Annotated in this window: 40 protein-coding genes and 2 pseudogenes; all 42 read left to right on the forward strand. The window is 31.3% G+C overall.

What is annotated here, in order from left to right; genetic code table 11:
• The first annotated feature begins 40 nt into the window (after positions 1–40).
• The 42 genes and pseudogenes from J3U56_RS05810 to J3U56_RS05995 all read left to right on the forward strand — a co-directional run bounded on the left by J3U56_RS05810 (position 41) and on the right by J3U56_RS05995 (position 25,521).
• Positions 41–484 carry a hypothetical protein gene (locus J3U56_RS05810; protein WP_267344194.1) on the forward strand — a complete coding sequence of 148 codons (444 nt, stop codon included), beginning with the start codon at positions 41–43 and terminating at the stop codon, positions 482–484.
• Positions 485–717: 233 nt separating this feature from the next.
• Positions 718–1,383, forward strand: a complete 666-nt coding sequence (locus J3U56_RS05815; protein ID WP_267332737.1) for an SMI1/KNR4 family protein — start codon at positions 718–720, stop codon at positions 1,381–1,383.
• Between the two features lie 112 nt (positions 1,384–1,495).
• Complete coding sequence (locus J3U56_RS05820) at positions 1,496–2,425, forward strand: hypothetical protein (protein ID WP_267332738.1); 930 nt, start codon at positions 1,496–1,498, stop codon at positions 2,423–2,425.
• 132 nt (positions 2,426–2,557) lie between these two features.
• Positions 2,558–3,135, forward strand: a pseudogene (locus J3U56_RS12140) (RHS repeat-associated core domain-containing protein); the annotation flags it as partial.
• Positions 3,136–3,241: 106 nt separating this feature from the next.
• Positions 3,242–3,790: an imm11 family protein gene (locus J3U56_RS05830; RefSeq protein ID WP_267367039.1), complete on the forward strand. Its 549-nt coding sequence runs from the start codon at positions 3,242–3,244 to the stop codon at positions 3,788–3,790.
• Positions 3,791–3,848: 58 nt separating this feature from the next.
• Positions 3,849–4,667 (forward strand): annotated as a pseudogene (locus J3U56_RS12075) (RHS repeat-associated core domain-containing protein); the annotation flags it as partial.
• Between the two features lies 1 nt (position 4,668).
• Positions 4,669–5,217, forward strand: a complete 549-nt coding sequence (locus tag J3U56_RS05845) for an imm11 family protein (protein ID WP_267347792.1) — start codon at positions 4,669–4,671, stop codon at positions 5,215–5,217.
• 81 nt (positions 5,218–5,298) lie between these two features.
• Positions 5,299–5,853 (forward strand): RHS repeat-associated core domain-containing protein, encoded by a 555-nt coding sequence (locus J3U56_RS05850; RefSeq protein WP_267332741.1) that lies wholly within the window; start codon positions 5,299–5,301, stop codon positions 5,851–5,853.
• Between the two features lie 37 nt (positions 5,854–5,890).
• Positions 5,891–6,118, forward strand: coding sequence for a DNA/RNA non-specific endonuclease (locus J3U56_RS12145; RefSeq protein WP_416379545.1), 228 nt, complete (start codon positions 5,891–5,893; stop codon positions 6,116–6,118).
• 9 nt (positions 6,119–6,127) lie between these two features.
• On the forward strand, positions 6,128–6,535 hold the full coding sequence (locus J3U56_RS05855) for an NTF2 fold immunity protein (protein WP_100151982.1): 408 nt from the start codon (positions 6,128–6,130) through the stop codon (positions 6,533–6,535).
• Positions 6,536–6,728: 193 nt separating this feature from the next.
• Positions 6,729–7,046 (forward strand): hypothetical protein, encoded by a 318-nt coding sequence (locus tag J3U56_RS05860; protein WP_267332742.1) that lies wholly within the window; start codon positions 6,729–6,731, stop codon positions 7,044–7,046.
• A 282-nt stretch (positions 7,047–7,328) separates the two neighbouring features.
• Positions 7,329–7,490, forward strand: coding sequence for an RHS domain-containing protein (locus J3U56_RS12150; protein WP_416379531.1), 162 nt, complete (start codon positions 7,329–7,331; stop codon positions 7,488–7,490).
• A 549-nt stretch (positions 7,491–8,039) separates the two neighbouring features.
• Positions 8,040–8,519 carry a hypothetical protein gene (locus tag J3U56_RS05865; protein WP_267367042.1) on the forward strand — a complete coding sequence of 160 codons (480 nt, stop codon included), beginning with the start codon at positions 8,040–8,042 and terminating at the stop codon, positions 8,517–8,519.
• Between the two features lie 288 nt (positions 8,520–8,807).
• The gene (locus J3U56_RS05870) at positions 8,808–9,404 is read left to right on the forward strand and encodes a hypothetical protein (RefSeq protein WP_267367044.1); all 597 of its coding nucleotides are present in this window, start codon (positions 8,808–8,810) and stop codon (positions 9,402–9,404) included.
• A gap of 136 nt (positions 9,405–9,540) precedes the next feature.
• Positions 9,541–9,984: a hypothetical protein gene (locus tag J3U56_RS05875; protein WP_267332745.1), complete on the forward strand. Its 444-nt coding sequence runs from the start codon at positions 9,541–9,543 to the stop codon at positions 9,982–9,984.
• 266 nt (positions 9,985–10,250) lie between these two features.
• On the forward strand, positions 10,251–10,730 hold the full coding sequence (locus J3U56_RS05880; RefSeq protein WP_267347790.1) for a hypothetical protein: 480 nt from the start codon (positions 10,251–10,253) through the stop codon (positions 10,728–10,730).
• Positions 10,731–10,732: 2 nt separating this feature from the next.
• The gene (locus J3U56_RS05885) at positions 10,733–10,966 is read left to right on the forward strand and encodes a hypothetical protein (protein ID WP_267347789.1); all 234 of its coding nucleotides are present in this window, start codon (positions 10,733–10,735) and stop codon (positions 10,964–10,966) included.
• 249 nt (positions 10,967–11,215) lie between these two features.
• Positions 11,216–11,608: an SMI1/KNR4 family protein gene (locus J3U56_RS05890; RefSeq protein ID WP_267347787.1), complete on the forward strand. Its 393-nt coding sequence runs from the start codon at positions 11,216–11,218 to the stop codon at positions 11,606–11,608.
• Positions 11,609–11,610: 2 nt separating this feature from the next.
• Complete coding sequence (locus J3U56_RS05895) at positions 11,611–11,820, forward strand: hypothetical protein (RefSeq protein ID WP_267347785.1); 210 nt, start codon at positions 11,611–11,613, stop codon at positions 11,818–11,820.
• A gap of 330 nt (positions 11,821–12,150) precedes the next feature.
• Positions 12,151–13,170: an SMI1/KNR4 family protein gene (locus J3U56_RS05900; RefSeq protein WP_267347783.1), complete on the forward strand. Its 1,020-nt coding sequence runs from the start codon at positions 12,151–12,153 to the stop codon at positions 13,168–13,170.
• Between the two features lie 127 nt (positions 13,171–13,297).
• Positions 13,298–13,576, forward strand: a complete 279-nt coding sequence (locus tag J3U56_RS05905) for a hypothetical protein (RefSeq protein ID WP_267332749.1) — start codon at positions 13,298–13,300, stop codon at positions 13,574–13,576.
• A 140-nt stretch (positions 13,577–13,716) separates the two neighbouring features.
• Entirely contained in the window at positions 13,717–14,289 is a 573-nt protein-coding gene (locus tag J3U56_RS05910) for an SMI1/KNR4 family protein (RefSeq protein ID WP_267347782.1), read from the forward strand.
• A 265-nt stretch (positions 14,290–14,554) separates the two neighbouring features.
• Positions 14,555–14,977 (forward strand): hypothetical protein, encoded by a 423-nt coding sequence (locus J3U56_RS05915; protein ID WP_267347781.1) that lies wholly within the window; start codon positions 14,555–14,557, stop codon positions 14,975–14,977.
• A gap of 49 nt (positions 14,978–15,026) precedes the next feature.
• On the forward strand, positions 15,027–15,227 hold the full coding sequence (locus tag J3U56_RS05920; protein WP_267347779.1) for a hypothetical protein: 201 nt from the start codon (positions 15,027–15,029) through the stop codon (positions 15,225–15,227).
• 202 nt (positions 15,228–15,429) lie between these two features.
• Positions 15,430–15,732, forward strand: coding sequence for a hypothetical protein (locus tag J3U56_RS05925; protein ID WP_065632882.1), 303 nt, complete (start codon positions 15,430–15,432; stop codon positions 15,730–15,732).
• A gap of 60 nt (positions 15,733–15,792) precedes the next feature.
• Entirely contained in the window at positions 15,793–16,458 is a 666-nt protein-coding gene (locus tag J3U56_RS05930; protein WP_267367046.1) for an SMI1/KNR4 family protein, read from the forward strand.
• Positions 16,459–16,571: 113 nt separating this feature from the next.
• Positions 16,572–17,504 carry a hypothetical protein gene (locus J3U56_RS05935; RefSeq protein ID WP_267347777.1) on the forward strand — a complete coding sequence of 311 codons (933 nt, stop codon included), beginning with the start codon at positions 16,572–16,574 and terminating at the stop codon, positions 17,502–17,504.
• A gap of 353 nt (positions 17,505–17,857) precedes the next feature.
• Positions 17,858–18,223, forward strand: coding sequence for a hypothetical protein (locus J3U56_RS05940; protein ID WP_267332755.1), 366 nt, complete (start codon positions 17,858–17,860; stop codon positions 18,221–18,223).
• Positions 18,216–18,665, forward strand: coding sequence for an SMI1/KNR4 family protein (locus J3U56_RS05945; RefSeq protein WP_267332756.1), 450 nt, complete (start codon positions 18,216–18,218; stop codon positions 18,663–18,665). Before J3U56_RS05940 ends, J3U56_RS05945 begins: the two co-directional genes overlap by 8 nt.
• Positions 18,666–18,806: 141 nt before the next feature.
• Positions 18,807–19,085: a DUF7710 domain-containing protein gene (locus J3U56_RS05950; RefSeq protein ID WP_267332757.1), complete on the forward strand. Its 279-nt coding sequence runs from the start codon at positions 18,807–18,809 to the stop codon at positions 19,083–19,085.
• A 113-nt stretch (positions 19,086–19,198) separates the two neighbouring features.
• A complete protein-coding gene (locus tag J3U56_RS05955) occupies positions 19,199–20,050 on the forward strand; it encodes an immunity 22 family protein (RefSeq protein WP_267332758.1) in 852 nt (283 codons plus the stop codon).
• Positions 20,051–20,257, forward strand: coding sequence for a hypothetical protein (locus J3U56_RS05960; protein ID WP_065632887.1), 207 nt, complete (start codon positions 20,051–20,053; stop codon positions 20,255–20,257).
• A 188-nt stretch (positions 20,258–20,445) separates the two neighbouring features.
• The gene (locus J3U56_RS05965; RefSeq protein WP_267367049.1) at positions 20,446–20,895 is read left to right on the forward strand and encodes a hypothetical protein; all 450 of its coding nucleotides are present in this window, start codon (positions 20,446–20,448) and stop codon (positions 20,893–20,895) included.
• A 151-nt stretch (positions 20,896–21,046) separates the two neighbouring features.
• Complete coding sequence (locus J3U56_RS05970; protein ID WP_267347775.1) at positions 21,047–21,346, forward strand: hypothetical protein; 300 nt, start codon at positions 21,047–21,049, stop codon at positions 21,344–21,346.
• Positions 21,347–21,794: 448 nt separating this feature from the next.
• Positions 21,795–21,866 carry a hypothetical protein gene (locus J3U56_RS12155; protein ID WP_416380301.1) on the forward strand — a complete coding sequence of 24 codons (72 nt, stop codon included), beginning with the start codon at positions 21,795–21,797 and terminating at the stop codon, positions 21,864–21,866.
• Positions 21,867–21,899: 33 nt separating this feature from the next.
• Positions 21,900–22,805, forward strand: coding sequence for a hypothetical protein (locus J3U56_RS05975; RefSeq protein ID WP_267344170.1), 906 nt, complete (start codon positions 21,900–21,902; stop codon positions 22,803–22,805).
• 300 nt (positions 22,806–23,105) lie between these two features.
• The gene (locus J3U56_RS12160) at positions 23,106–23,267 is read left to right on the forward strand and encodes an SMI1/KNR4 family protein (protein WP_416379707.1); all 162 of its coding nucleotides are present in this window, start codon (positions 23,106–23,108) and stop codon (positions 23,265–23,267) included.
• Entirely contained in the window at positions 23,230–23,574 is a 345-nt protein-coding gene (locus tag J3U56_RS05980; RefSeq protein WP_267347773.1) for a hypothetical protein, read from the forward strand. Before J3U56_RS12160 ends, J3U56_RS05980 begins: the two co-directional genes overlap by 38 nt.
• Positions 23,562–24,116 carry an SMI1/KNR4 family protein gene (locus tag J3U56_RS05985; RefSeq protein ID WP_267347771.1) on the forward strand — a complete coding sequence of 185 codons (555 nt, stop codon included), beginning with the start codon at positions 23,562–23,564 and terminating at the stop codon, positions 24,114–24,116. Before J3U56_RS05980 ends, J3U56_RS05985 begins: the two co-directional genes overlap by 13 nt.
• Before the next feature lie 284 nt (positions 24,117–24,400).
• A complete protein-coding gene (locus J3U56_RS12165; protein WP_416379710.1) occupies positions 24,401–24,622 on the forward strand; it encodes an RHS repeat domain-containing protein in 222 nt (73 codons plus the stop codon).
• A gap of 23 nt (positions 24,623–24,645) precedes the next feature.
• Positions 24,646–25,095 (forward strand): SMI1/KNR4 family protein, encoded by a 450-nt coding sequence (locus J3U56_RS05990; RefSeq protein ID WP_267367052.1) that lies wholly within the window; start codon positions 24,646–24,648, stop codon positions 25,093–25,095.
• Between the two features lie 87 nt (positions 25,096–25,182).
• The gene (locus tag J3U56_RS05995) at positions 25,183–25,521 is read left to right on the forward strand and encodes a DUF7716 domain-containing protein (RefSeq protein ID WP_267347769.1); all 339 of its coding nucleotides are present in this window, start codon (positions 25,183–25,185) and stop codon (positions 25,519–25,521) included.
• The last annotated feature ends 366 nt before the right edge of the window (positions 25,522–25,887 follow it).

The raw sequence follows: 25,887 nt of genomic DNA on the forward strand, positions 1-25,887 counted from the left end.
TTGGCAATCAAAATAGTTATAAACCGAAAGGACGATATAAATGAAAATTGATTTTTTACAATTATACGCTGAAGTTGGCGTTTGCTATGAAATTACTGATGCAGTTTTAAATCCGTTGATAGAAAATCTTAATGAATTAAACAAAACTCTACCACATTATGATAAATTATTTAAAACAACAGATTACGAATTAGTATTTACCATATCTGCTACACAAGAACACAAAAATTTAGTCTACGGTCCTACAACATCGTCAAAAAACAAAGTGGTTTATTTCACAATTTTTATACCTTATAAAACGTTTAGTTGTTATAAGCAACAAATGTTCTATGTTCTTGATACCCTCGCAGAGGGAATTATTTTTGTATTCAATAAATATAAAACTGATCCTTTAGGGATAAAAGAAGTGTTTGAAACATTAAAAACATTGATTGCAAAGGATCCAGAAAGATATCAAAAATGGCTAAAAGATCTCGAGGACTGAAAATTTTAAAAATTTACAGCGCTTTACTACTTCTCTATATCTTGAGCAGCTTTTGCTATCAATCATCGACATAACCAGTTTAAAATAATAGTTTATCAACTTAAATATTTATTTAAATTAATGAGTTGCATCGTAATGGCGTTTAATAATTAAGTATGATATTTTATCAATACAAAATAAAAAAACTTTTATTATAAAAATAATGCATCAATTTGATTATGTAAGGAATAACCATGTTTAAATCAAAATATCGTATACCCAAAGATATTGATAAACGTATTACAAAGTTAAATTTAAATACAAAAATAAATCATGCCTATATCGAATTTCTAAAACAATATAATGTGATTATTTTAGATGATGAAGCTGAAATAGACTATTGTATTAATTGCGATGGCGAAGCGTTACCCTTAGAGGTTATTTTGGGTTTTTCAAAAGAAGATAGAGAAGATTTACTGGCAATCAATGATAGATATTTAGATCGCATTCCAGAAAATTATTTAGCGATAGCTAGCCTTAATTATGGTGACCTACTTTGTTTAAGCCCGAAGGGTAAAATTTATCACTGGGATCACGAAGTTAATGATCTATATTTTGATATGAAAGGGGGCTATTTAGAACAAAATACAAACTTAAAATTGGTCGCCAACGACATTGATGCCTTATTAGCGATGATAACAAGAACAGAAGTTGAAGATGACTATGATCCAGATGAAGATGATTACAATAACCCTAACATTCCTTTTCCAGATGATAGCTTAGATTCTTTCGTAAAATATCCTAAACGAATTTCAATAATTCCTGAAAATAGGCTGGCTATTTATTTAAAAAAAATGGAACTTTCTGAAAAAGGGCGTGAAGTCCTTGCTAAATTACGTGAACAAGGTTTAATAAACTAAAAGATAAATTAAATCAAACAGAAGTAACTATTATGTCATCTAAAGGTAAAAAAGGAATTATCGAAATTGCTACGCACAGTGGTAAAGGCGTTAGGTTTGGAGGCTATATACGATGTCTAAAGAATTAAGAACCCAATTTGAAAAAGAATTACAAATTTTTTTAAAAGATAAGTTAAAATCTTATCCTTATATAAAAGTAAATAGGAATAAAATTATTTTAGACAATAAAAAGGGGGCTAAAGCAAATATATTTATTGTACCTTCTAGATATTATCAATATGTATTCCATATGTATGTATATTCATCTGAAATCAAAGATTTTATTGATAGTATTCAACCTCCTTACTCTTCAAATTTCGATAATAAGGATATGGTCTATAGTTCACATTATTTTGGGGAAAAAAAATCTGATACAATCTTATTACCCAAAACAGAAAGTGGGAAAAAAAATATTTTTGATGCAATACTTAAAATATTGAATACCATCTATCTTGAAAGAGCCTATAATCTTATCGAAGTAAATAAAAAATTGATTGATGATATTATTTATTATCCTAAGGCATACGCTTATCCATTTTTAATCAGTCTATATGCTATACAAAAGAATAAAATCTCGTACCAAGATATTGATTTAGAATATTTATTGAGTGAGGAAATGCTAGGATATATCAATGATAAGGATTTGAAAATTGCATTTAATAAAGAAATAATTGATTATCCTTTATATAATATTCCTATGTTGCTTAATAAAAATAAAAGCAAAAAACTTCAAGATGCTGTCATTGAAACTGCCACAGCTTTATTCGGTTTTTTAAAAAAACAAAAATTATTAATCGATTTGGAGCCCTTTGATGAACAAGGAAAATTAAAAACCGACACAGTGATTAAAAGGGAAAATGTAACACCAGAAGGTCTAGCATTATTTAATACAGCTGTAGAGGGATGGCTTAAATATTTAAATAGAAGTCAAGCTGCTAACAAATATCAAAACCTAAGTCGTCTTGAAAATGGCTTAGCTCAAATCAGAGAAGGTAAAAAATAATTAATTTTAAATATTTTACTTTTATAGTCTGTACTGGATTCAACTTTGTTATAGCCGGCTATAATTGTCATACCTTGATACTGACAGAACCCCATTGTCTTGAATAGGCAGCACCACCGGTACAGAACATAAGTGCTGTACTACCACACCGATGTCAATGGTGCCCCAGAAGAACTCACCGATGAAGACGGTCACATTGTATGGGCATGCAGCTATCAGCTGCGGGGCAACACCATACAAGAAATCGAACACAGCCAGATACAACATCACCTAAGGTATTGGGACAGTATTTAGACAAATAAATCGGCTTACATTACAATATTTTAAGGTACTATGACCCAGATATAGGTAGATTTACGCAGTCGGATACGATAGGGCTCTTGGGTGGGTTTAATCTGTATCAGTATGCGCCTAATGGGCTGATGTGGATCGATCCGTGGGGGTTATGGACATATAATACGATGCCGTCAATTGATGGGTTCCAAAAGCATCATATTATTCCACAGAAATTAAAAAATCATGATGTACTTAAAAAGGCTAGCATGAACATTCATTCGGTTAAAAATATAATGTATCTGCCCACTTCAGCTGATGCGCATGCTACTAGAACGATTCACAACGGTTCACATAGAGCATACACACGGGATATAGAAGAGCAACTGAATGAAATTGATAAAAGGGGTCAAAAGGAAAATTGGACACAAAAGTAATACAAACAAGCTTTAAATGAACTAATAAAAACAAGAAGAATTGGTTTACGTAGTGGGAAAACTATTTTAAATAAAAATTCAATTAGGCTGTCTAAAGGATGTTGATATGATTTATAGATTTATGATAGGTAATTATCCTGATAGTTATTGGTTTCAATATGACTCAACTGTAGTTGCCAATTACGAATTTTTACAATGCAAGGAGATTCAATCAAATAAACCATTAGTTTTTAAATTAGAAAAAAAAGTCAGTGAAAAACGATTACTCTCTTACGATTTTTATTTCAGTGATGGTCCTGAATTTATTTCTCCTAGACTTGCCAATTTACTTTCAAACAATCAAGATTTTTTACATGATGTCCAGCTAATAGAGGCAACTATAATTGTTAATGGTCGCAGCTATTCTGGTTATAAGGCATTAAATTTTCTGCGTTCAATATCATGTATTGATATGAATAAATCTGAATATATACCATTATTAGAGAGTTTGCCTGACGGACCAAAAGAATTTTATAAAATGGTCTTTAAAGAAAATATAAATGAGCAATTTTGTATGGCAAGGTGTGAAGAATCTGAAGGGCGAATTGTGATTTCAGAGTCGTTACGACAGTTTTTTATAAAAAATAAAGTAAAAGGAATAGATTTATACACATAATCCAATTTAGTAAACCTGGCTATTAACAATAGTCAGGCAAGACATCTGATAAACGAAACGCCATCTGTGGGACGGACTAAGAATGATTCAGGAAACCCGTACCGACAGAAGCAAAAGCGTCTATATCTACACTGATGAAAGCGGCTATGAACCCTTAGCCAGAGTAGAGACCACCACCGGTACGGAACAAAAGGTGCTGTACTACCACACCGATGTCAACGGTGCCCCGGAAGAACTCACTGATGAAGCCGGTCATATTGTATGGGCGTGCAGCTATCAGCTGTGGGGCAAACCGATACAGGAAATCGAACACAGCCAGATACAACAGAACCTAAGGTATCAGGGGCAGTATTTAGACAGAGAAACGGGCTTACATTACAATACTTTCAGGTACTATGACCCGGATATAGGCAGATTCACGCAGCCGGATCCGATTGGGTTGCTGGGTGGATTTAATCTGTATCAGTATGCGCCTAATGGGTTGATATGGATCGATCCTTGGGGTTTATGGACATATAATACGATGCCGAAGATTGATGGGTTCCAAAAGCATCATATTATTCCACAGCAACTGAAAAATCATAATTTAATTAAAGCGGCTGGTATGAATATTCATTCGGTTAAAAATATAATGTATCTGCCTACTTCAGCTGATGCGCATGCTACTAGAACGATTCACAACGGTTCACATAAACCATACACACGGAAGATAGAAAGGCAAATGGATGACATTTATGAAAGGGGTCAAAAAGAAAATTGGACACAAAAGCAATACGAAAAACATTTAAATGAACTAATAAAAACAGAAAGAATGGATTTACGTCGTGGAAAAACTATTTTAAATAAAAATTCAATTAGGCCGTCTAAAGGATGTTGATATGATTTATGAACTTATGATAGGTAATTATCCTGATAGTTATTGGTTTCAATATATCTCAACTGGAGATGATTATTACGAACTTTTACAATGCAAAAAAATTCAATCAAATAAACCAATAGTTTTTAAATTAGAAAAAAAAGTAAGTGAAAAACGTTTACTCTCTTATGATATTTATTTCAGTGATGGTCCTGTTTTTATCTCGCCTAGACTTGCGAATTTACTTTCAAACAATCAAGATTTTTTACATGATGTCCAGCTAATAGATGCAACTATAATTGTTAATGGTCGCAGCTATTCTGGTTATAAGGTTTTAAATATTCTGCGTTTAATATCATGTATTGATATGAATAAATCTGAATATATACCATTATTAGAGAGTTTGCCTGATGGACCTAAAAAATTTTATGAAATTGTCTTTAAAGAAAATATAAATGAGCAATTTTGTATGGCAAGGTGTGAAGAATCTATAGGGCTAATTGTGATTTCAGAGTCGTTACGACAGTTTTTTATAAAAAATAAAGTAAAAGGAATAGATTTATACACATAATCTAATTTAGTAAACCTGGCTATTAACAATAGTCAGAAAGACATCTGATAAACGAAACGCTATCTGTGGGACGGGCTAAGCATGATTCAGGAAACCCGTACCGACAGAAGCAAAAACGTCTATATCTACACTGATGAAAGCGGCTACGAGCCTTTAGCCAGAGTGGAGACCACCACCGGTACGGAACAGAAAATGCTGTACTACCACACCGATGTCAATGGTGCCCCGGAAGAACTCACTGATGAAGACGGTCATATTGTATGGGCATGTAGCTATCAGCTGTGGGGCAAACCGATACAGGAAATCGAACATACCGATATACAACAGAACTTAAGGTATCAGGGACAGTATTTAGACAGAGAAACGGGCTTACATTACAATACTTTCAGGTACTATGACCCGAATATAGGCAGATTCACGCAGCCGGATACGATAGGGCTCTTGGGTGGGTTTAATCTGTATCAGTATGCGCCTAATGGGCTGATGTGGATTGATCCGTGGGGCTGGATTTGTAAGGTAAAAGTTGAACGGGGCACTCATGGTCAGCCTCTTTCAGCAAAAGCAACAGTTTCCAAAGCTGATATAGGCACAGGGACAGCAACAAATCCTCTTCAAAAGCTTGGGCTACAAGATTAGGTAATGCAAATGATGACGCTTACATATCTTAGCTAAAATATTAGAAGGTTCAGGTGTCACAGATAATGTTTTCCCTCAATTAAAAGGTTTGAATCGGGGAAAATACCGAACTTTTGAGAAGCGAGTAAGAAGATATATTGAAAAAAATGGAACGGTAGATATAGAATGGAATTTTATTTATGACAAAGGTAGTACTAGTCCAAAAATACAATATTCTGTTTCTCAAAATGGGAAAAATGTGTTAAGCGAAGTATTTGATAATTAGGTAAATAAAATGAGTTTAGAAAATGCAGAAAATATTTTAAAAAATTTTATTATTGCAATGAATAATTGGGAGAAACATTATTATCCACTTGTAAAAAATGGTTCATCCGAAGAAGTTCGCTTAAATATGATTGATGATTTGAATTGTATATTTAATAAATATTGTACAAAGAAAGAGCGAAAATATGGACGGCAAGTTTCATTGGGCTGTGGTAATCCGCCTGAATATTCGCCAGATGAAAAATTTTTAAAAACCGAAGAATTGAAAAATAATAAAATAGTAATATATACTCAAGAACAAAATGGCGTAAAAGATCAATTTCGATATACTTTGCATTTTAAAAATCATGAATGGCGGATTGATAAAAAAGAAGTTTACGATGACATAGATAATAAATGGGAAAAATATACTCTTTAATCTTTCTTAATTATTATCAATTCAACCAAGTATTTTTGTTAAACTAAAGAATTCAAGTGAAAAAATTAACGTTTAATTTCCTTGATAATGTTAACATTGTCGACTTTACCGCAGGCAACATAGCCGAAATTACTTACCATTTCTGACGTTATGCTATCAGTACAGCAACTCGGGTAACCGCATCGCCACCACTTTGCCGGACGGGCGAACCCTCAACAGCCTGTATTACGGGTCCGGCCACCTGTACCGCGAAGTCCTACGCAGTCAGGGGCAACTGAACACCGAATTCAAATACGGCCGCAACAGCCGCCTACAACGTAAACAAACTCGGCGTGGCCACAACACCATCCTGTCCGACATCCTTACCGACCGCCGCTACCAGTACGACAACCTCGACCGGCTGGTGAGTAAAAAACATACCCGGCAAGGACAGACCGATTACCACTCTGACCGCACCGGCCGCATCGAAAACTGTTGCACCAAGACAGAAAAAGCGAAAATCAGAACCTAATACGTTGCAGACAGTTACATAACTTATGTGGACTGCAATATACCTACGACGCACACGACCGTACCCTTAGCAAACAGATTGCAAAGGTACACAGTACGACAGCTACGATGCCTTAGGCCGACGTATCGAAAAGCACCAGATAGACCGAGCGGGCAAAGCCTGCAACCGTACCCACTTTCTGTGGGACGGGTTAATAATGATTCAAGAAACTCGTACCGATAGAAGTAAAAGCGTCTACGAACCCTTAGCTAGTGTAGAGACCACCACCGGTACAGAACATAAGTGCTGTACTACCACACCGATGTCAACGGTGCCCCAGAAGAACTTACTGATGAAACCGATCATATTGTATGGTCATGCAGCTATCAGCTGCGGGGCAACACCATACAAGAAATCGAACACAGCCAGATACAACATCACCTAAGGTATTGGGACAGTATTTAGACAAATAAATTTGCCTACATTACAATATTTTAAGGTACAGCGACGTGATATAGGTAGATTCACGCAGCTGGACCCGATTGGGCTGTTGGGTGGGTTTAATTAGTATCAGTATGCGCCTAATGGGTTGATATGGATCGAACCGTGGAACTGGAGCTGTAAACCTTCCGAAGGATTCAAACGTAAAAAAAACGGATCTAAATGTTGGTTAAATCGTTTGCAAGTAAAAAGCCAGAAGAAGTTTATGATTACTTGATATCGAAGGGGAGGAAGGTAACGAAATCATAAGCAAAAAATCCGTACGCTATTCAATATACAGTTTATGTTAAAACAACTAAATCTGGTACAACATATAAATTGGATTATCATACAGGTGGTTCTGCATCTCAACCTAATATACACAGTAATGATTATTGGAAAGTCTATAAATCAACAGGCAAAGGGCCAGATGAGGTTTTAGGTAGAATTGGCCATTGGGAATTTAAAAACTATGATCGTATTCAAGATTCACCTGTCTATATTAACGGAATGCTTATGAATGGAAAATGAAAAATGATTGATTTTAATGCAGATATAGTTAGCTATAAATCTTTAGGAAATATTGAATTGGAACGCCATATAGATTTTTATTTAGATGAAATATACAAAAATTTTACGGTCGAAGTAAAAGAATATATGACCCCTTACCCTTTTAATGAAAAAATGTATGCCTATTTTTTAGAGGCTGGGACAATAATAATTTCTACTAATTCTGAAGGTGACATTATTGCTGTAGGATGTAATGAACATTATCAAGGGAAATACAAGAAAAAATTGTATGCGGGGATTACGATGAAAGAGCTTATCTTGTTAACAAAAAGTCAGCGCATTCCAAATGGTACACTTATTGTTGACGAAGATTACGGTATATCTTTTACACTTCCTTCACCATATGATGAAATGGCTGATTATATTGAATATATTCCTTTAGATTTAAAACTGAATGAGATTTTTGTTTCTGATGATTCTTTTTGGGAACCAAAAGAAAAATAATATTTATTTGAAATAATAATGTAATTTATTTCAAAAAATTAATCTACTCTAGATTGATTAGCACAAATTTTGACGTTATTGTAACACCTAGAATGAGACTTCCAACGGCACCCTGTACTCGATTATGACGTCTAACACCGCCTAATCGACGCCGTATCGAAAAACACCGACTGGGCAAAGCTAGCAACCGTCTTTTGATGCCGCTAGGAAAACTGATGCAAAATATGGAACTAATATTGAAAGTGCTGTTAGGGAGAATATAGATAATAATAGATATGAGGAAATTAAATGAAGCGTGAACAACTTTATCACCTATATTATTCAGGAATGGACACTGTCGATATCGTTCCCGAATGGGAGCGTAAAAACAAAGAGCAATTTTGTCATTATTGCCATACACTAAAACTACCTCACGGTGGTATGGATGTGATTACGGATGGGAAAATCAGGAAAAATCTAGATATGCCCATGGTAGGTCATCTTCTGATACCTAGTAGTATGTCGCTGCGCTTATTGAATTTGCTGGGTGAAGAGGCTGAAAAACATTTAAATATAGGTTCTATTTATAATAAAGTGGAAAGTGAAAAGCATAAACAGCCATTTATAACTTTTATTAGTAAATATGATTACGTTGTACTTAGAGGTGAAAAACCATATATTTTTGATGGACAGCCTATTCCTGAAAATGAGCGTCTTTTTGTCTGCCCTGACTGCCATTTTCACTCAAGAAGAGAAAGAGCGCCGTGGTTTTTACTTGAGAGCGAATATCCACCATACCCAATATGCTGTACGGAATTGGGTTTACTTTTATATGAAAGTATTTATGAAAGGCTGAAAAATATCAAATTAGTTGGGGTATGTGTAGAGAAAGTTAAAGTTAAATAGCAAGATACTTATGCTATTGAAAACGCTTTCCAACAACAAAACCAGTAGCGACACTGAAAATTGAGGAGCATTATACAAAAACAGGAAAAATTCCAGTTTGCAATCAAAACAGTGATAAATCGAAAGGACGATGTAAATGAAGATTGATTTTTTATTCTTGTGGGCTGAAGTTGGCGTTTATTATGAAATTACTAATACGGTTTTAAATCCGTGGAGATCAAATCTCAATAAATTAAACAAAACGCTTCCACATTATGACAAATTGTTTAAAACAACAGATTATGATTTAGTTTTTACTATCTCTGCTACACAAGAACACAAAAATTTAGTCTACGGTCCTTTAACCTTATCAAAACGAAAAGAGGTGCATTTCTCAATTTTTATACCTTATAAAACGTTTAGTTGTTATACGCAACAAATGTTCTATGTTCTTGATACCATCGCAGAGGGAATGATTTTTGTATTCAATAAATATAAAGTGGATCCTTCAGGGATAAAAGAAGTGTTTGAAACATTAAAAACATTGATTGCAAAGGATCCAGAAAGATATCAAAAATGGCTAAAAGATCTCGAGGATTGATAACTTAAAAACTAATAGTGCCTAAGGCGTTATTGCCAGAGTTGGAAAAAAAATATATAGCTATTAATTGTGCGGCAAACCGATACAAGAAATAGAATATAGCCAGATATAACAGAATTTAAGGTATTAGGGACAGTATTTAGGCAAAAAAGTAGAAGAAGCCGGTCTGGTTGCATTTGATTTTTCAAAAGAAATAGAACTTTCATAAAAATAAATAATGCTAATCAAGTACGGTTAAAATCTTGTTGGTACTAGACTATATTATTATGAATAGAGAAAGTTTTACTATTGATGAAAAAAAATATCCAATTGGTTGGAGATTCAACTCTACAGAATGCATATTATCTTCTGAAGAAAAAAAGAGGATAATTTTTCTTGATGAAGATGAATCTAGTCGATTTTGGGATATGATATTCCCATTTGATCACTTAATGAAAATGCCACCAATGTTTTGTTCAGTGACAGAAAAAATCGATTTAGATTTTAAAAATTCCAAACAATCTTCGTTTTTTTTCGAAAACAAACTAGCAGGTCATTCATCTGTTTTTTTCTTCTGGGGGAAAATAGCAAGTGCGATTGTGCCTGTGGATATTTTTATAAAATCATGGAATGATTTTTTTTATCCCAGTGACGAAACAAGTATTCTATTTATCGCCTCTAAAAATAGAATGATCTTTTCTTATAACGAAACGTTTTTTTACGCTGATATATTGAGTAATTTAAATTCACAAATAATAGATGGATGAATATGCATGACTTAAGGTTATTGTTTTTAAACGGATTATTTTATCTGCTTGATAATAATTATACTGCGTCAAACGTGGCGAATTATGCTTTTGAATTCTATTTAGATCATCGTATTACTGATGCAAAACTAGCCTATGTTATCGATTATTTAAGCGGCATTGATGCAAGTCCAGAATTTGAAATGGATAAAGACGACGTCATCTCTTTTATCAATAGCAATTTACTACAATCCTAACTAAGCGATATAACTTGCTTATATTGCTTTACTACATTTTTATGTTTTCTCTATATCTTGAGTGGCTTTTGCTGTCGAACATCAAAATCACCTGTTTAGAATAATAGTTTATCAACTTAAATATTAATTTAAATTAATGAGTTGCATCGTAATGGCGTTTAATAATTAAGTATGATATTTTATCAATACAAAATAAAAAAGCTTTTATTATAAAAATAATGCATCAATTTGATTATGTAAGGAATAACCATGTTTAAATCAAAATATCGTATACCCAAAGATATTGATAAATGTATTACAAAGTTAAATTTAAATACCAAAATAAATTATGCCTATATCGAATTTCTAAAACGATATAATGTGATTATTTTAGATGATGAAGCTGAAATAGACTATTGTATCGATTGCGATGGCGAAGCGTTACCCTTAGAGGTTATTTTTGGTTTTTCAAAAAAAGATAGAGAAGATTTACTGTCAATCAATGACAGCTATTTAGATCGCATTCCAGAAAATTATTTAGCAATAGCTCGCCTTAATTACGGTGACCTACTTTGTTTAAGCCCGAAAGGTAAAATTTATCACTGGGATCACGAAGTTAATGATCTATATTTTGATATGAAAGGGGGGAAAATACAAACTTAAAATTGGTCGCCAACGACATTGATGCCTCATTAGCAATGATAACAAGAACAGAAGTCGAAGACGATTATGATCCAGATGAAGATGATTACAATAACCCTAACATTCCTTTTCCAGATGATACCTTAGATTCTTTCATAAAATATCCTAAACGAATTTCAATAATTCCTGAAAACAGGCTGGCTATTTATTTAAAAAAAAATGGAACTTTCTGAAAAAGGGCGTGAAGTACTAACTAAATTACGTGAACAAGATTTAATAAAATAAAAAAATATTCATTACCAAAATAGTCAATATGTAAATTGGTTAAAACTGATTTTATAGCTGACATCTTCGCTTTTTAATTTATAGCAGAAAAGTGTTCAGCGTAAGATGTCATTCAAGTCGTGATGTCATTTTGTCTATTTGTTACAGTGTCACGATACAACTATTCGATTGAATAAAAACTTATTAAGCAAAGTAACGCAGCAGTAGGGTTAATTAACCTGGGGAAAAGCCAAGATAATACCCACCCAACGCTATGGATTTATCATTAGGTGAAAGGGATGTTTGACAAAAATAATTTTTATGAATGCGAAAAGAAGATAACTATTGATAACCTAACAGAATGTGAAAATAAGTTAGGTATTCAATTACCGTCATCCTTAAAACAGCTGTATCTTACTTGCAATGGCGGCCTTGTATATAAAAGTGTGTATAAGGTAGGTGAGCCAGCTTATATTGTTGAAATTTCAAATTTTATTCCAATAAAATATAATCAAGCATTTAAAAATGATCCCAAATTTGTAATAGAGGGAATTGCATTACAACATTGGAATGAAGACAAATTACCTAAGTTTCTACTACCATTTGCTCGCAGTTACCAGAATGGATTTTTATGTATAAATATTGATACTGGTGCTATATATCAATACCTAAGATCAGTTTGGGATACAACGCTTAGTAAAGAACAAAATTTCGAAAAAAATAGTATTTATTTATCTGAATCTTTAGAACATTTCTTAGGTTGTCTGACCGCAGATGAAGAAGATAACGATTACGCTATCGAATATGAAGATATCAAACCCCGTGAAAGTAACCAATTTTATCATTCTGAAAAATCAATTGATACCAGTGATATTGCTGAGATTGAAAGTATCTTAAAAATTAAAATCCCCGAACAATTAAAAGCGTTTTTATTAAAACAGAATGGTGGGATGCCCGAAAATAATACTTGGATCGATCCACAAGGCGAATATGATTATGTCACAATTCATGAATTAGTTCCGATAAAATATTATGCAACTTTAAATGATAATAAAGCCTATTTGATGGATCATATTGCCCAACAATTTTGGAATAGAGAATTATTGTCGAAACAATTATTGCCGTTTGCCAACGACGCAGGTGGTAACTATTTTTGTATTAATTTCAACAATGGAAAAATATACTATTGCACTTTCGATACATGGTCTGACAATCTATCTGTATCTGATAATCAAAGTAAAAGTACACTTTTCCTGTGTAACAGCTTTAATGAATTTATGTCTAAATTAATTTGTGATAAGGATCTGGAAGATTTTTAAAAACATCTGATGACTAATAGTACTGCGCAAGATTAATACCGATAACGCATTTAACATAGAAATTGCTTTTGTAATATCGTACACGATAAAATAATACACAATATATTGTGTATTAAGCGTATTGATTATGATTGATTTTTCTTATTTATCCGATTTCGATGGCAATAAACCATTGTTCATTTTACATGATAATATCATTAAAAAATTAGAAAATTCATTTTGCTATTTAAAAGAAAAAACTGGGATTTCTATTGACCCATATGGTAAAACCAGAATTTATCCCGATCATCAAAAAATACTTATTAGCTATTTAGCAAAGAGTAAAGACAGCGACATTATCAACTTTATTAATTTTCTTGTTAAAGCTAGCAATGAAAATGAAATTATCATCGCAGAGGGTGATTAAAAAAAACAGGTCGAGTATTATTCAATACTTGAATTGAAAACAAATACACCGTGTAAGTTATAAAAATAGCGGCTAAAGAATGATTGATAAACAGCCATTATTTGAAAATTATTAAATGGTTAAAGGTATTGGGATAAAAAATGTTAGAAATTAATGCATTTGAAAGATTATTAGACATATTAAAAAAACATGATGATGGTCAGTACTTAGCTAAAAGCCCAAAAGAGGTGGATTCATCCTATTTACATAACAATCAATGTTTAATCGAGTTTTACCGTCAATTTGAGCTACAACAGCTTGTTATAGAGACGGGTATGTCTTCTTTATCGTTTATTGACTATTTAAATTTAGAACAACGAAACACCAATTACTCTTTTTCGAATTTAAAAAAGCAAGATTATATTGTTTTTTTAGAACAGAACGGAGGAGGTGAACCTATTTTATTTAATTTTCAAGAAGATAACAATAACCCCTCTATTTTTGCTGCATATGACGTTTTAGAACCGTTCAAAATCGCCGATAATTTTCTTCAATTTATACAAGCATTAACCGTAATTGTTGATATTGTCTATAACCAATATAATATTTATGAAATATATACAAATGATGATTGTGATGAAATAAAACCTGAATTTTTACCCAAAATTAAAATGGCGCTTTCTCCGATTTTAGGTGAAAACATTGATCATTTTATGCAATATTTTTATGGTTAATAAGTTTGCCTAAAATGCATTTATTAGTTAACTAAAAATTAATAATTTTTTAAATAGAGTGATGACTAGTCCATTCAAAATAAGTGCAAAAATACAATACTTTGTTTTCAAAAATAGGTGAAAGTGTTAAGTGAAGTCTATTATTATCAACCCAAGCCACCATCTTTATTAAACTTAAGAATTTAAGCGGAAGAAGAAATTCAAGAGGCTACAGGGATATTCAATAAAATGTACATAAATATAATGCCAAGATAGGTTGTCAATAATGAATAAAGAATGGAGCCCAATGTTTCAAATTGAGATAATGGATATTATTGATAGTTTACAAATTAACAAGTTGCGTGTTGGATCACCAGATTCTCTTATTGATGAAACATTGGGTGAACCAGAACTACCAAAAGCAAAATTAAATAAAAAATTTAAAATATACAACTATTTGTATGGTAATGTCAGCATTTTATCTGAAAATAACATTGTAATAAATATAAGTATTGATATGCATGGTATTAGAAAAAAGATGGTGACGCTAGGTAGCGTAAATGACTGGACACTAGATAAATGGCTCGAACTATCTAAATTAAAAAAATGGAATATAAATAAATTTTGCGATGTTGTTAATCTAGAAGGAAAAGGCTTGATTATTTCTTTATCATTGGAAGGCAAATTAACGATGCTCACACTTAATTAAACAGTTTAAAAATAGATTATATAAAATACAGAATATTGTTTATTTTCAAATGCCTGAAGATAACCTCCAATTATTTTTTGTTTGTTGGGTTAACGGCGGAATTTCAATTCAAACTAAGGATTTTTGGGGTACAATGGCTCAGTTTGAACAAATGTTAGATAAAAATTATTCTGAAAAGAAAGCTGTAAAATATAAAGAAATTGCAAACAAATGCATGAAAGAATTGATGAATAAGTTAAACAATATATAGTTTTTATTAAATCAGTCTTATTATAGCAATAAATACATAAAAATTATTTCACAGCTATAGTAACCGCGCCGTCGACTTTAACCTTAAACAGCCAGACCCATTTGGGTTACTAACTGGGTTTAACCTCAATTAGTATCATCTTAACTTCATGATATGGATTGAACCATGTGTATTTAAACATTAAACGTAAGGATAGATAGTGATGAGTAACGTTTCAGTTGAAAAAATCATTGCGGCTATAGAGCAGGGTAAGGTTAGAGGTTTTGATGAAATAAAAGAGATAGACGGTGAGCGATTTTTTTTTCAATATGCACTTAAAAAGGAAAATGGTTTATATAATGCCTATATTTTTCATATCATGGAAAAGAAAATGGAAATTATAGAAGATTATGGGGTAGAAGACATTAAGCAATTTACAAATATATCAGATGCGCTAAATTATTTTAAATCATTGGATATAAATGTACAAAAATTCTCTGGTATAAAGGGTGTGTTACCAATTTGAATGATATCGAAATTAATATCTCATCAGCTTTTATTTATGGATGATATTTTTGGAGTTAAAATGTTTACATCAAAATACAGTGTTCCAAATGATATTGATAAACGTATTACAAAGTTAAATTTAAATACAAAAATAAATCATGCCTATATCGAATTTCTAAAACAATATAATGTGATCATTTTAAATGATGAAGCTGAAATAGACTATTGTATTAATTGCGATGGCGAAGCGTTACCCTTAGAGGTTATTTTTGGTTTTTCAAAAAAAGATACAGAAGATTTACTGGCAATCAATGATAGCTATTTAGATCGCATTCCAGAAAATTATTTAGCGATAGCTAGCCTTAATTATGGTGACCTACTTTGTTTAAGCCCGAAGGGTAAAATTTATCACTGGGATCACGAAGTTAATGATCTATATTTTGATATGAAAGGGGGGTATTTAGAACAAAATACAAACTTAAAATTGGTCGCCAACGACATTGATGCCTTATTAGCAATGATAACAAGAACAGAAGTCGAAGACGATTATGATCCAGATGAAGATGATTACAATAACCCTAACATTCCTTTTCCAGATGATACCTTAGATTCTTTTATAGAATATCCTAAACGAATTTCAATAACGCCTGAAAACAGGCTGGCTATTTATTTAAAAAAAATGGAACTTTCTGAAAAAGGGCGTGAAGTACTAACTAAATTACGAGAGCAGGGGGTAATAATCTAATAGATAAATTCAAATCAAACAGAAGTAACTATTATATTATCTAAAGGTGAAAAAGGACTTATGGAAATTGCTGCGCACAGTGGTAAAGGCGTTAGGTTTGGAGGCTATATACGATGTCTAAAGAATTGAGAACCCAATTTGAAAAAGAATTACAAATTTTCTTAAAAGATAAATTAAAATCATATCCTTATATTAAAGTTAATAGGAATAAAATTATTTTAGACAATAAAAAAGGAGCTAAGGCAAATATATTTCTTGAATTTTTTAACAAAGGTTATGAATATGTATTCTATATGCATGTATATTCAGCTGAAATCAAACATTTTATTAATAACATTTCACCTCCTTATCGTACAAATTTACAAAATGAAATTATGGTTTATAGTTCACATTATTTTGATGAAGAAAAAACTGATACAATTTTATTACCCAAAACAGAAAGTGGAAAAAAAAATATTTTTGATGCAATACTTAAAATATTGAATACCATCTATCTTGAAAGAGCCTATAATCTTATCGAAGTAAATAAAAAATTGATTAAGGATATAATGTATAAACCACACGCATACGCTTATCCATTTTTAATAATTCTATATACTATACAAAAAAATAATATCCCCTACAAAGATATTGATTTGGAATATTTATTGAGTGAGGAAATGCTAGGATATATCAATGATAAGGATTTGAAAATTGCATTTAATAAAGAAATAATTGATTATCCTTTATATAATATTCCTATGTTGCTTACTAAAAATAAAAGCAAAAAACTTCAAGATGCTGTCATTGAAACTGCCACAGCTTTATTCGGTTTTTTAAAAAAACAAAAATTATTAATCGATTTGGAGCCCTTTGATGAGCAAGGAAAATTAAAAACCGACACAGTGATTAAAAGGGAAAATGTAACGCCAGAAGGCCTAGCATTATTTAATACAGCTGTAGAGGGATGGCTTAAATATTTAAATAGAAGTCAAGCTGCTAACAAATATCAAAACCTAAGTCGTCTTGAAAATGGCTTAGCTCAAATCAGAGAAAGTAAAAAATAATTAATTTTAAATAGGGTATTTTTATAGTCGGTATTGGATTGAGTCCGAACGGCTCATTTAGCATGCTTATTACCTCAGTTTTCTGCCAGATCGGATTGGGCTTTTGGGTGGTGTTAACTTGTATCAGTATGTGCCTAAAGCAAGTATAAAAAATTTTATAAAAAGATATAATGAAAAACAGCATCAGGAAATCATTTTGAAAGTGCAAGAGTGTTATTAGTGAGAAATATTTGAACGTTAACAAGCACCCCTCCTAAAATCACCAATAATCCCCTTAAAGAATTAATAGCTAAAAATAAAAAATGTATCCTGAATTAAACAAGGTAAAACATAATAGTAAAAAAGGATGTTAAATGAAAATTTTAAAAAATGATGAATTAGTAGTTAAGTCACTTTTATCTGAATTACTTGATGAAGGGCTTCAATATTATAAAGTAAACTTAAGTGACTCAAGTCAACCAATAAATGAAGCAGATCCTTTTTCAAGATTAAGAAGTATAGTCGTCGGATTATCAAACAACGACCAAGAAACGATTTTTAATTTTTTACGCATAGTAATGGTAGACACAATGTCAACAATTTTTGGAACAATAGATGGCTCACATTTTCCTCCTAATATTAATGGTGATTTTGTCTTAACCTATAATGGCGAAGAAATACAAGGTACGTTGCAAGATGAGTTAATCGGAAAAGCAGAAGAATTAGGTATATATGAGTAAGATTAAAAGCCTTATTGAGAAATTGCATAATGAAGCTGAAGATGAAGTATATTGGCTAGGTTCTTGTGATGAATCTCAAATTAAAATACTTGAAAATAAATTAAAATTGTCATTACCAGCCGAGTTGAAAGAATTTATTTTATTAGTTGGTGGCGGCGGTATTGTAGAAGAAGAGATATCAGGCATAGTGAATAATGATGCATTAACAGAGTCTGAAGGTAGTATTTATTATGATACCTGTCAATGTCGAAATGAATACTCCTTACCGATGAATCTAGCGGTTATCTATTTTAAGGATGACGAAGTATGTTGGTGTGTTGATTGTAGAAAAGATACTTTTGGACAAATTATTAATTATGATCTTTTTTCAAAAAAAATATTAAATGTTCTTGCTCCATCGTTTGAATCTTTTTTTGAAGAATATGTAAATCTACGGACGTAAATATTGAATGAAAATTTTTATAACTGACTAAAAATGATTCAGGAAATTCGTACCAATAGAAGCACGCCAGTTGATGTTAGTGGTTATGACTGGTGTATTCAAAATAAAGAGTAAATCAAATAGACTAAATGAAAAAAAGTAATGACATCATTTATATGGGTTTTTCATGGACATGAAGCTGATTTTTGCTCAGGTGTGTATAGCGAGTTAGAACAGGCAGAAAACTTTATTAAAAAAAATCTTTTAAGTGGCGTTTTAACAAAAATGCCTCTAAATAAAAGTGTCTATGAATGGACGACAGAAAACGGTTTTTTTGAACCCAAAACGGATTATCAGCATAGCAGTAAATTTATTCAAAAATTTACTAGTGCTTATTTGGAACACTATCATTATCAAGATGGTGAGAGAATTTCATATTAAATTAATGGATAAATTAAATAAAGCTACTTCAAAATCGCAAGCTATAATAGACAGTATGCATAGTAAACATATGAAAGCTAAACCCAATTGTCTATAAATAAGGAATATTAGTGATGAGTCATTTAAATTCGGATAAAGTTACTATCCACCTGTGGATAGGTAATAATTTTTCTTCAGATGAAGAATATAAAAATTATTTTCACCAATTTGAAGGAATACAAAAAGATTACCTAAATCTTAAACCAAGCTGTCCGTTTTGTGCAGATATTGGAAATATTGCATACATGACAGAAAATCTAATCATGTTAGAAAAATTTTCTTCCCCTAAAGATATGGATTTTGTTATCAATAAAGTCGAAGTAAATGAAAATGAAAAGAAAAAAATAATAGAAAAATGCAATGAATTAGGCATTAAATCGGCAAATGCAGTATTTTGGTATGTTAATAACGATCCAATATTGGAATTAGAGGTAAAAGAACCTTATAAAGAAAATTACAATGGATTAAAATATATAGGTGAATTTGAAGCTGACTCTAAATATCCCATCATTGAACAAGATGATCTTACAAAAAATTGGCATCTATGGATAGGTACGAATACTATGCCAACTAGAGAATATAATAAATATTTTAAATTGGACTATAAGCATGATATTGATAGTCCTAAATATGTAATCTGTGGTTTTTGTAAAGACACGGGTAATGATTGGTATGATGAAGACTTTATCGGTTATCCTAAACCGTTAAAAAAAAGCGTCAAAATTGATAAACTGATTGATGAATTTGTTACATCAGATTTAGATTGCATACAACAAATTGAAACAAAATGCCATCAATTAGGTATAGAACAAGCTAATGCTGTAGTTTGGTATATAGCAGATGATGAATTAAGTGAATTCAATATCCAAAAACCTCTTAAAGAAAATTATAATGGACTAAAGTATATTGGGATTTTTAGATTTTAATTGGTTAATACTAAAACTATGTCATCAGCGGCAGAATCGAAAACTGCCGCAACTGACCTACTGGATAAAAGCGCAACGAAGACAGCAGTACCCGAAAACCAAAACGTGGTAGGCTTTAACCAACAACTTGATTTACACTGCCTCCAATACACCTACGACAGCAAACAAACTGCCAGTGGTACCCGTAGTATAGCTATGAAAAGTTAATATAGGAAAATTTGGCTCAACTAAACAAAAGCCTATAGGAATGACAACTGTAGATGGAAAAAATGGATCTCATATAATGTGTTTAGTGAAAAAGATAAAGGTGAACACTTTTTATTTGATGCTACTGAATCCGCAGTAATCAAACTTCAAAATCTATTTGTGAATCCATCTCAATCATGGAAAAAATTATGACACTTGATGATGAAATCAAAATACAACTCACTCAATTATTCGATCAACCAAAACTGATAGATAATTGGGGAGAGATTGCAGATAAATTATCAGATTCTTTTGATTGGAAAGGAACAAAGATTGATTGGACAAAAACTATTAACTATAAAAGCAGTCAACTTTTTGGAAACTATTCTAACTGGTTATTCCTGATAAAAAATTTTTTATATAACAATGATATATTTGTTGAAATAAAAAAAAGTAGCGTAATTTATTATATCAATGATTCGTCTTTAAATTTTGCAGTGCAGTTAACAAATCAACAATTTGAGAGGTTTCTTGCATTTGCTATTGAAAATATTCCTCAACATCATTATTTTTTTGATTCATCCAATAAATGGTGTCTTGTTATAAGTTCGGAAGGGTATATTGATTTTGGACTATCCCAGAAAAATTTATCATTATAAAAAATAGACTATATTTTAATACTCACCTTGATGGTATAAGGCCGGCGAGATATGCTGAAGTTATGGATTTAAATAAACACGCTAAGATAACATAGATTGAAGCAATCAACGTTAGAAAACTATGCTAAAGCAGTATAGGAGATGATTTTTAATGAATCGAGTAAAGATTGTATGGCTACATGAGTCTAAAGGAGGCAGAAAAACAATTCCACCTGCAGGGAAATACTATGCCGTTTCTCGCTTTAAAGAGGATAAAGAATGGCCGAATAATGCATGGAGTGTAGTATTTGAGATAGATGAGTGCAAAATTAAAAATAGTGAGATATGCTCTTTAGGAACGGTAAGATTTTTAATGGACACAGCACCAGAAAGCCGTTTGAAATCACAAAATAAATTCGAAATTTATGAGGGGCCCAAAAAAGTTGCATATGTGTATTTAATACACAATTAGTTTCAATTTATATAAATATAAGCTATAAAATTAAACTCTTTATTAGTCTAGAATTGTGAAAGAGATTTGTTAATTTTAATTTAACTTTACATTTTGTTTCTATGATCTTACTGGCAAAATTGAAAACTGCCGCAATCACGCCGACAGGGAAACCCTGCAATACAATGCCGTAACCAACCGACTGGATAAAAGACACAAAGAGGACTGTAGTATCCAAAATCAAAACTTGGTACGCTTTAAGCATTTACTTAACTTCAACGGGCTTCAATACACCTACGACGAACATGGGCGCACACAAAGCAAACAGACTACCAGCGGTACCCAGCATTATCGCTATTATGCCGGAAACCACCTAATCAAAATACAATAGAACCTAAGATCTCAAGGGCAATATTTAGACAAATAAATTAGCTTACATTACAATACCTTAAGGTACTGCGACCCAGATATAGGTAGATTTACACAGCCGGACTCGATTGGGCTTTTGGATGGGTATAATACTGTATCAGTATGCGCTTAATGGGGTGATGTGGATTGATACAGTCGGTTTAAAATGTATCCTAAAAAATTTATTGAATTATTTAACTCCCTCCCTATGAATATGTTGGAAAAAAATAAAATGTATGAATTGAATAAAATTCAAAATGCTATTAAAGAATGTATTAAATTGCAAGATAGTATGCTTGATAACATTTTTTTATTAGTAAATTCCCCTAAATCTGTAGAATTAATTAGAAAAGATTTAACAGGAGTAGTAAACCCTTTATTATTACATGTAATTAAGCAACTACCAGAAGAAATGAAGGTTAACTTATTGCCAAATATCATAGAAGTAATGAAAAATTTAGATGGAAATACCAAATTATGTCAAGATATTATCCTATCTATAGATAAAAATTGGTTAAAAAAAAATATTTGGTTATACACTAAAGATGCAATTGATGATCAAGATTATCAAAATATTGGAATATTTATCTATTTGTTTAAATCTATCAGTGAAGAATTATCTAATAAACTTGCTCTTTTGGCATTAAAGAGTGATGTTGAAGATGTTCGTGAAATAGGCGAAATGTATTTTGATAAAATGGCTGTGTATTGTGAAGATGATGGTATAGCTGTAGATATAATTTTAAGTTGTTTTGGATCACAAAAAATTTCAGTTGTTTATTTAGAGTCTGAAGAATGTGATGAAAAAATGAAAACAGATATAAATTTTATTATATCTCACCAAATTGAGCTTCTTCATTTAATTGAGCAGGCAACAGCTTCATACATTGATAAAGTTTACAAAAAAAAATTAGATAAACTGACATTAATAAAAATTTATCTATTTCCCGATGTTGAATATCAATATGGTTTTTTATTTGATTGGTTAGGAGATATAGAGCATGGAATAGGGGTTAAAATTAAAAATTTAAAAGTAGAAGATATAGGTGGAGCGGAAATAGCATTTCTCTAAAAATATAATATTTATCTGTATAATCAAACTAAGCTGATACTAGAACGACTACCCCGACCGACTGGTGAGTAAAAAAACAAAGCTTTAGCCTGATTAGAAAAAGGTTCTAAAATTGAGAAAGTTAATATAAAAAATTTGGTTCAACTAAAAAAAAGTTTGTAGGAATGACTACTACAGATAGAAAAATGCGATTTAGCATTAAGTACGATAATCAATGGAAAAGGGTTGGTTAACAGGCAAAAAATCGATGAAATCAACAAAAAGCTGTTAGTTTATTAACAATATATTATTGGATAGAAAATGTTGAATAAAAATAAATTTTTTAAATGCGAAAAACAATTAACTAATGATAATTTAACCGAATGCGAAAATAAATTAGGTATCAAAATTCCTTCATCTTTAAAACAGCTTTATTTAACTTGCAATGGAGGGAATATTTACCAAATATGTTTGTATAATTGATCGTTTTCCATATAAATTTAAAATTTCAAAATTTCTTGCAATTAAATATAATCAAGCATTCAAAAATGACCCTGATTTCTTACTAGAAGGAATTGTATTAGAACATTGGAATGAAAATAAATTACCGAAAACTTTGCTACCTTTTGCACTGGATTACGGTGATGGATTTTTATGTATAAATATTGATACTGGTGCTATATATCAATACATTAGATTTGCTTGGGATACTACGCTTAGTAAAGAACAAAATTTTGAAAAAATAGTATTTATTTATTTGATTCATTGGGAAAATTCTTGGATTGTTTAACTGAAGATGAAGAAAACAAAGATTGCGTTATAGAATATGAAGATATTAAACCTCGTAAAAGCAACAAATTTTACGATTCTCAAAAATCAGTTAACATAAATGATATAAGTGAAATTGAAAATAGTTTAAAAATAAAAATTCCAGAACAATTAAAAGAATTTTTATTAAAACATAATGGTGGTATGCCTGAAAATAATACATGGTTCGATCCACAAGGCGAATATGAATATGTCACAATCCATGAGTTGACTCCAATTAAATATTATAAAAAATTTAATAATAATAAAAACTATTTGATGGACACAATAGCTAAAAATTTATGGGATAGAAATTTATTGGCCAAAAATTTACTACCTTTTGCTAGGGATGCTGGTGGTAATTATTTTTGTATTAATATCAACAATGGAAAAGTTTACTATTGCACTTTCGATACATGGTCTGACAATCTATCGGTATCTGATAATCAGAGTAAAAGTACACTTTTCCTGTGTAATAGCTTTAATGAATTTATGTCTAAATTAGTTTGTGAAGATGACTTATGAATTTTTTAATATAATTGTATTACTTTTTGTTTCATCTAATAGTTAACTTATATCGATAACAAAGCTTATACACAATACGAAGTTTTACATAGTCAGCTACAATAATTCAGCTATACTCGCAATAGCCAACCGCAAAGCAAACAGACTACCAGTGGTACCCAGCATTATCGCTATTATGCCGGAAACCACCTAACCAAAATACAATAGAACCTAAGATCTCAAGGGCAATATTTAGACAAATAAATTAGCCTACATTACAATATTTTAAGGTACAGCGACCTGATATAGGCAGATTTACACAACCGGACTCGATTGGGCTCTTGGCTGGGTTTAATTTGTATCAGTATGCGCCTAATGGGTTGATATGGATTGATCCATTAGGCTTTTGTTGTGGCCTAATGGTAAAGAAAATTAAGGATTTATTGGCACCACCATCAGGACTCTGGATATATGCAGCTGATTTCACCGTTTACATAATGCAATATGATATTCAGGTGGAATTTTAATAAGTAAAAGGTAATTTATAGTTATGATCATTTGTTCTAGAAAACCGGCAGTATTACAAGATATCTCTGATTTTGAGAAAAAAATACAAAGTATTTTACCAAACGATTATAAAGATTTTTTGATAAAGTTTAATGGAGGAAGACCTTTCCCGGCTTCTTTTAAATTTTTTTCAGATAGAACTGACGCATCTTCTGTTGACCAATTTCTTAGCTTAGGGAAAGAAAAAAATAGCAACCTTGAAAAGTATTATTTTAATTATAAAAATAGGATTCCATCAGGTTTTATTCCCATTGCCCATGATGCAGGGGGTAACCTTATTATTATGAAACTAAAAAATGAAGACAACCAGATCTATTTTTGGGATCATGAGCTTGAAGCTGATGAGGAAGAAAATCCTAATATGGAAAATGTCTATTTAGTTTGTAAATCATTTTCTGATTTTATAAACAACCTTTATGAAGAAGAAATTTAGATAATCCTAAAAGAAGACCGACGTGTAAGATTAAATGTATTAACAGGTAAAAAATTATATTAAATTTTATTATGGAGTACTTATACTATGCTGATTAAAGGTAACCTTTATCCAATAAACGATATTATTTCTTATATAAAAAAACCAACAGAAAGAAATGATAATTTTTGTCTTTATGGCGAATTTGATGAAGATTTAAAGAGTAACAAAAGTTATTATATTGGTGACTATCCAAATGTGGGTGATGATGGAAAAGAAATCTATCCATCTTTTGTTTTAAAAAAGAAACTATACTTTCTTTATTCAGGAGAGCAATTTGCTGATGTAATCGATTCAGTGATGGAACAGAAACCTTCAGCTACAACAAAAGACTTTATAAAAGCCTTAAATTATTATTCTGAATATGATGATTTTTTAGATTTCTAAATATACCCGATCATATTATCAATACTCATTGGATATGAAAACTTAAATGAATGAAATTCATAACAAGGATCAAAAGGAAAATTGGATACAAAAGCAATTTAAAGAAGCTTTAAATAAACGTATAAAAACAAAAAGAATTGAACCACGTAGTGGAAAACTATTTTAAATAAAAATTCAAGTAATTATTTTAAAGGATGTTGTTATGATTTATCAACTTATGATAGGTAATTATCCTGATCGTTATTGGTTCCAATATGACTCAACTGTCGTTGCCAATTACGAATTTATAGAATGCAAGGAGATTCAAATAAATAAACCCTTAGTTTTTAAATTAAAAGACAAAGTCAGTGAAAAGCGTTTATTCTC

Source organism: Gilliamella sp. B2824, assembly GCF_026536245.1.
Classification (GTDB): domain Bacteria; phylum Pseudomonadota; class Gammaproteobacteria; order Enterobacterales; family Orbaceae; genus Gilliamella.

What these genes read in the sequence shown, in the direction of transcription:
- J3U56_RS05900 (WP_267347783.1), top strand. Translation starts at nt 12,151, where the DNA reads ATGTTTGACAAAAATAATTTTTATGAATGCGAAAAGAAGATAACTATT.
- J3U56_RS05830 (WP_267367039.1), top strand. Translation starts at nt 3,242, where the DNA reads ATGATTTATAGATTTATGATAGGTAATTATCCTGATAGTTATTGGTTT.
- J3U56_RS05950 (WP_267332757.1), top strand. Translation starts at nt 18,807, where the DNA reads ATGACATCATTTATATGGGTTTTTCATGGACATGAAGCTGATTTTTGC.
- J3U56_RS05880 (WP_267347790.1), top strand. Translation starts at nt 10,251, where the DNA reads ATGAATAGAGAAAGTTTTACTATTGATGAAAAAAAATATCCAATTGGT.
- J3U56_RS05930 (WP_267367046.1), top strand. Translation starts at nt 15,793, where the DNA reads ATGTTTACATCAAAATACAGTGTTCCAAATGATATTGATAAACGTATT.
- J3U56_RS05945 (WP_267332756.1), top strand. Translation starts at nt 18,216, where the DNA reads ATGAGTAAGATTAAAAGCCTTATTGAGAAATTGCATAATGAAGCTGAA.
- J3U56_RS05970 (WP_267347775.1), top strand. Translation starts at nt 21,047, where the DNA reads ATGAATCGAGTAAAGATTGTATGGCTACATGAGTCTAAAGGAGGCAGA.
- J3U56_RS05890 (WP_267347787.1), top strand. Translation starts at nt 11,216, where the DNA reads ATGTTTAAATCAAAATATCGTATACCCAAAGATATTGATAAATGTATT.
- J3U56_RS05885 (WP_267347789.1), top strand. Translation starts at nt 10,733, where the DNA reads ATGCATGACTTAAGGTTATTGTTTTTAAACGGATTATTTTATCTGCTT.
- J3U56_RS05925 (WP_065632882.1), top strand. Translation starts at nt 15,430, where the DNA reads ATGAGTAACGTTTCAGTTGAAAAAATCATTGCGGCTATAGAGCAGGGT.
- J3U56_RS05980 (WP_267347773.1), top strand. Translation starts at nt 23,230, where the DNA reads ATGGAGGGAATATTTACCAAATATGTTTGTATAATTGATCGTTTTCCA.
- J3U56_RS05935 (WP_267347777.1), top strand. Translation starts at nt 16,572, where the DNA reads ATGTCTAAAGAATTGAGAACCCAATTTGAAAAAGAATTACAAATTTTC.
- J3U56_RS05810 (WP_267344194.1), top strand. Translation starts at nt 41, where the DNA reads ATGAAAATTGATTTTTTACAATTATACGCTGAAGTTGGCGTTTGCTAT.
- J3U56_RS05995 (WP_267347769.1), top strand. Translation starts at nt 25,183, where the DNA reads ATGCTGATTAAAGGTAACCTTTATCCAATAAACGATATTATTTCTTAT.
- J3U56_RS05845 (WP_267347792.1), top strand. Translation starts at nt 4,669, where the DNA reads ATGATTTATGAACTTATGATAGGTAATTATCCTGATAGTTATTGGTTT.
- J3U56_RS05955 (WP_267332758.1), top strand. Translation starts at nt 19,199, where the DNA reads ATGAGTCATTTAAATTCGGATAAAGTTACTATCCACCTGTGGATAGGT.
- J3U56_RS05855 (WP_100151982.1), top strand. Translation starts at nt 6,128, where the DNA reads ATGAGTTTAGAAAATGCAGAAAATATTTTAAAAAATTTTATTATTGCA.
- J3U56_RS05870 (WP_267367044.1), top strand. Translation starts at nt 8,808, where the DNA reads ATGAAGCGTGAACAACTTTATCACCTATATTATTCAGGAATGGACACT.
- J3U56_RS05815 (WP_267332737.1), top strand. Translation starts at nt 718, where the DNA reads ATGTTTAAATCAAAATATCGTATACCCAAAGATATTGATAAACGTATT.
- J3U56_RS05865 (WP_267367042.1), top strand. Translation starts at nt 8,040, where the DNA reads ATGATTGATTTTAATGCAGATATAGTTAGCTATAAATCTTTAGGAAAT.
- J3U56_RS05965 (WP_267367049.1), top strand. Translation starts at nt 20,446, where the DNA reads ATGACACTTGATGATGAAATCAAAATACAACTCACTCAATTATTCGAT.
- J3U56_RS05940 (WP_267332755.1), top strand. Translation starts at nt 17,858, where the DNA reads ATGAAAATTTTAAAAAATGATGAATTAGTAGTTAAGTCACTTTTATCT.
- J3U56_RS05920 (WP_267347779.1), top strand. Translation starts at nt 15,027, where the DNA reads ATGCCTGAAGATAACCTCCAATTATTTTTTGTTTGTTGGGTTAACGGC.
- J3U56_RS05975 (WP_267344170.1), top strand. Translation starts at nt 21,900, where the DNA reads ATGTATCCTAAAAAATTTATTGAATTATTTAACTCCCTCCCTATGAAT.
- J3U56_RS05910 (WP_267347782.1), top strand. Translation starts at nt 13,717, where the DNA reads ATGTTAGAAATTAATGCATTTGAAAGATTATTAGACATATTAAAAAAA.
- J3U56_RS05990 (WP_267367052.1), top strand. Translation starts at nt 24,646, where the DNA reads ATGATCATTTGTTCTAGAAAACCGGCAGTATTACAAGATATCTCTGAT.
- J3U56_RS05850 (WP_267332741.1), top strand. Translation starts at nt 5,299, where the DNA reads ATGATTCAGGAAACCCGTACCGACAGAAGCAAAAACGTCTATATCTAC.
- J3U56_RS05875 (WP_267332745.1), top strand. Translation starts at nt 9,541, where the DNA reads ATGAAGATTGATTTTTTATTCTTGTGGGCTGAAGTTGGCGTTTATTAT.
- J3U56_RS12160 (WP_416379707.1), top strand. Translation starts at nt 23,106, where the DNA reads ATGTTGAATAAAAATAAATTTTTTAAATGCGAAAAACAATTAACTAAT.
- J3U56_RS05820 (WP_267332738.1), top strand. Translation starts at nt 1,496, where the DNA reads ATGTCTAAAGAATTAAGAACCCAATTTGAAAAAGAATTACAAATTTTT.
- J3U56_RS05915 (WP_267347781.1), top strand. Translation starts at nt 14,555, where the DNA reads ATGAATAAAGAATGGAGCCCAATGTTTCAAATTGAGATAATGGATATT.
- J3U56_RS05905 (WP_267332749.1), top strand. Translation starts at nt 13,298, where the DNA reads ATGATTGATTTTTCTTATTTATCCGATTTCGATGGCAATAAACCATTG.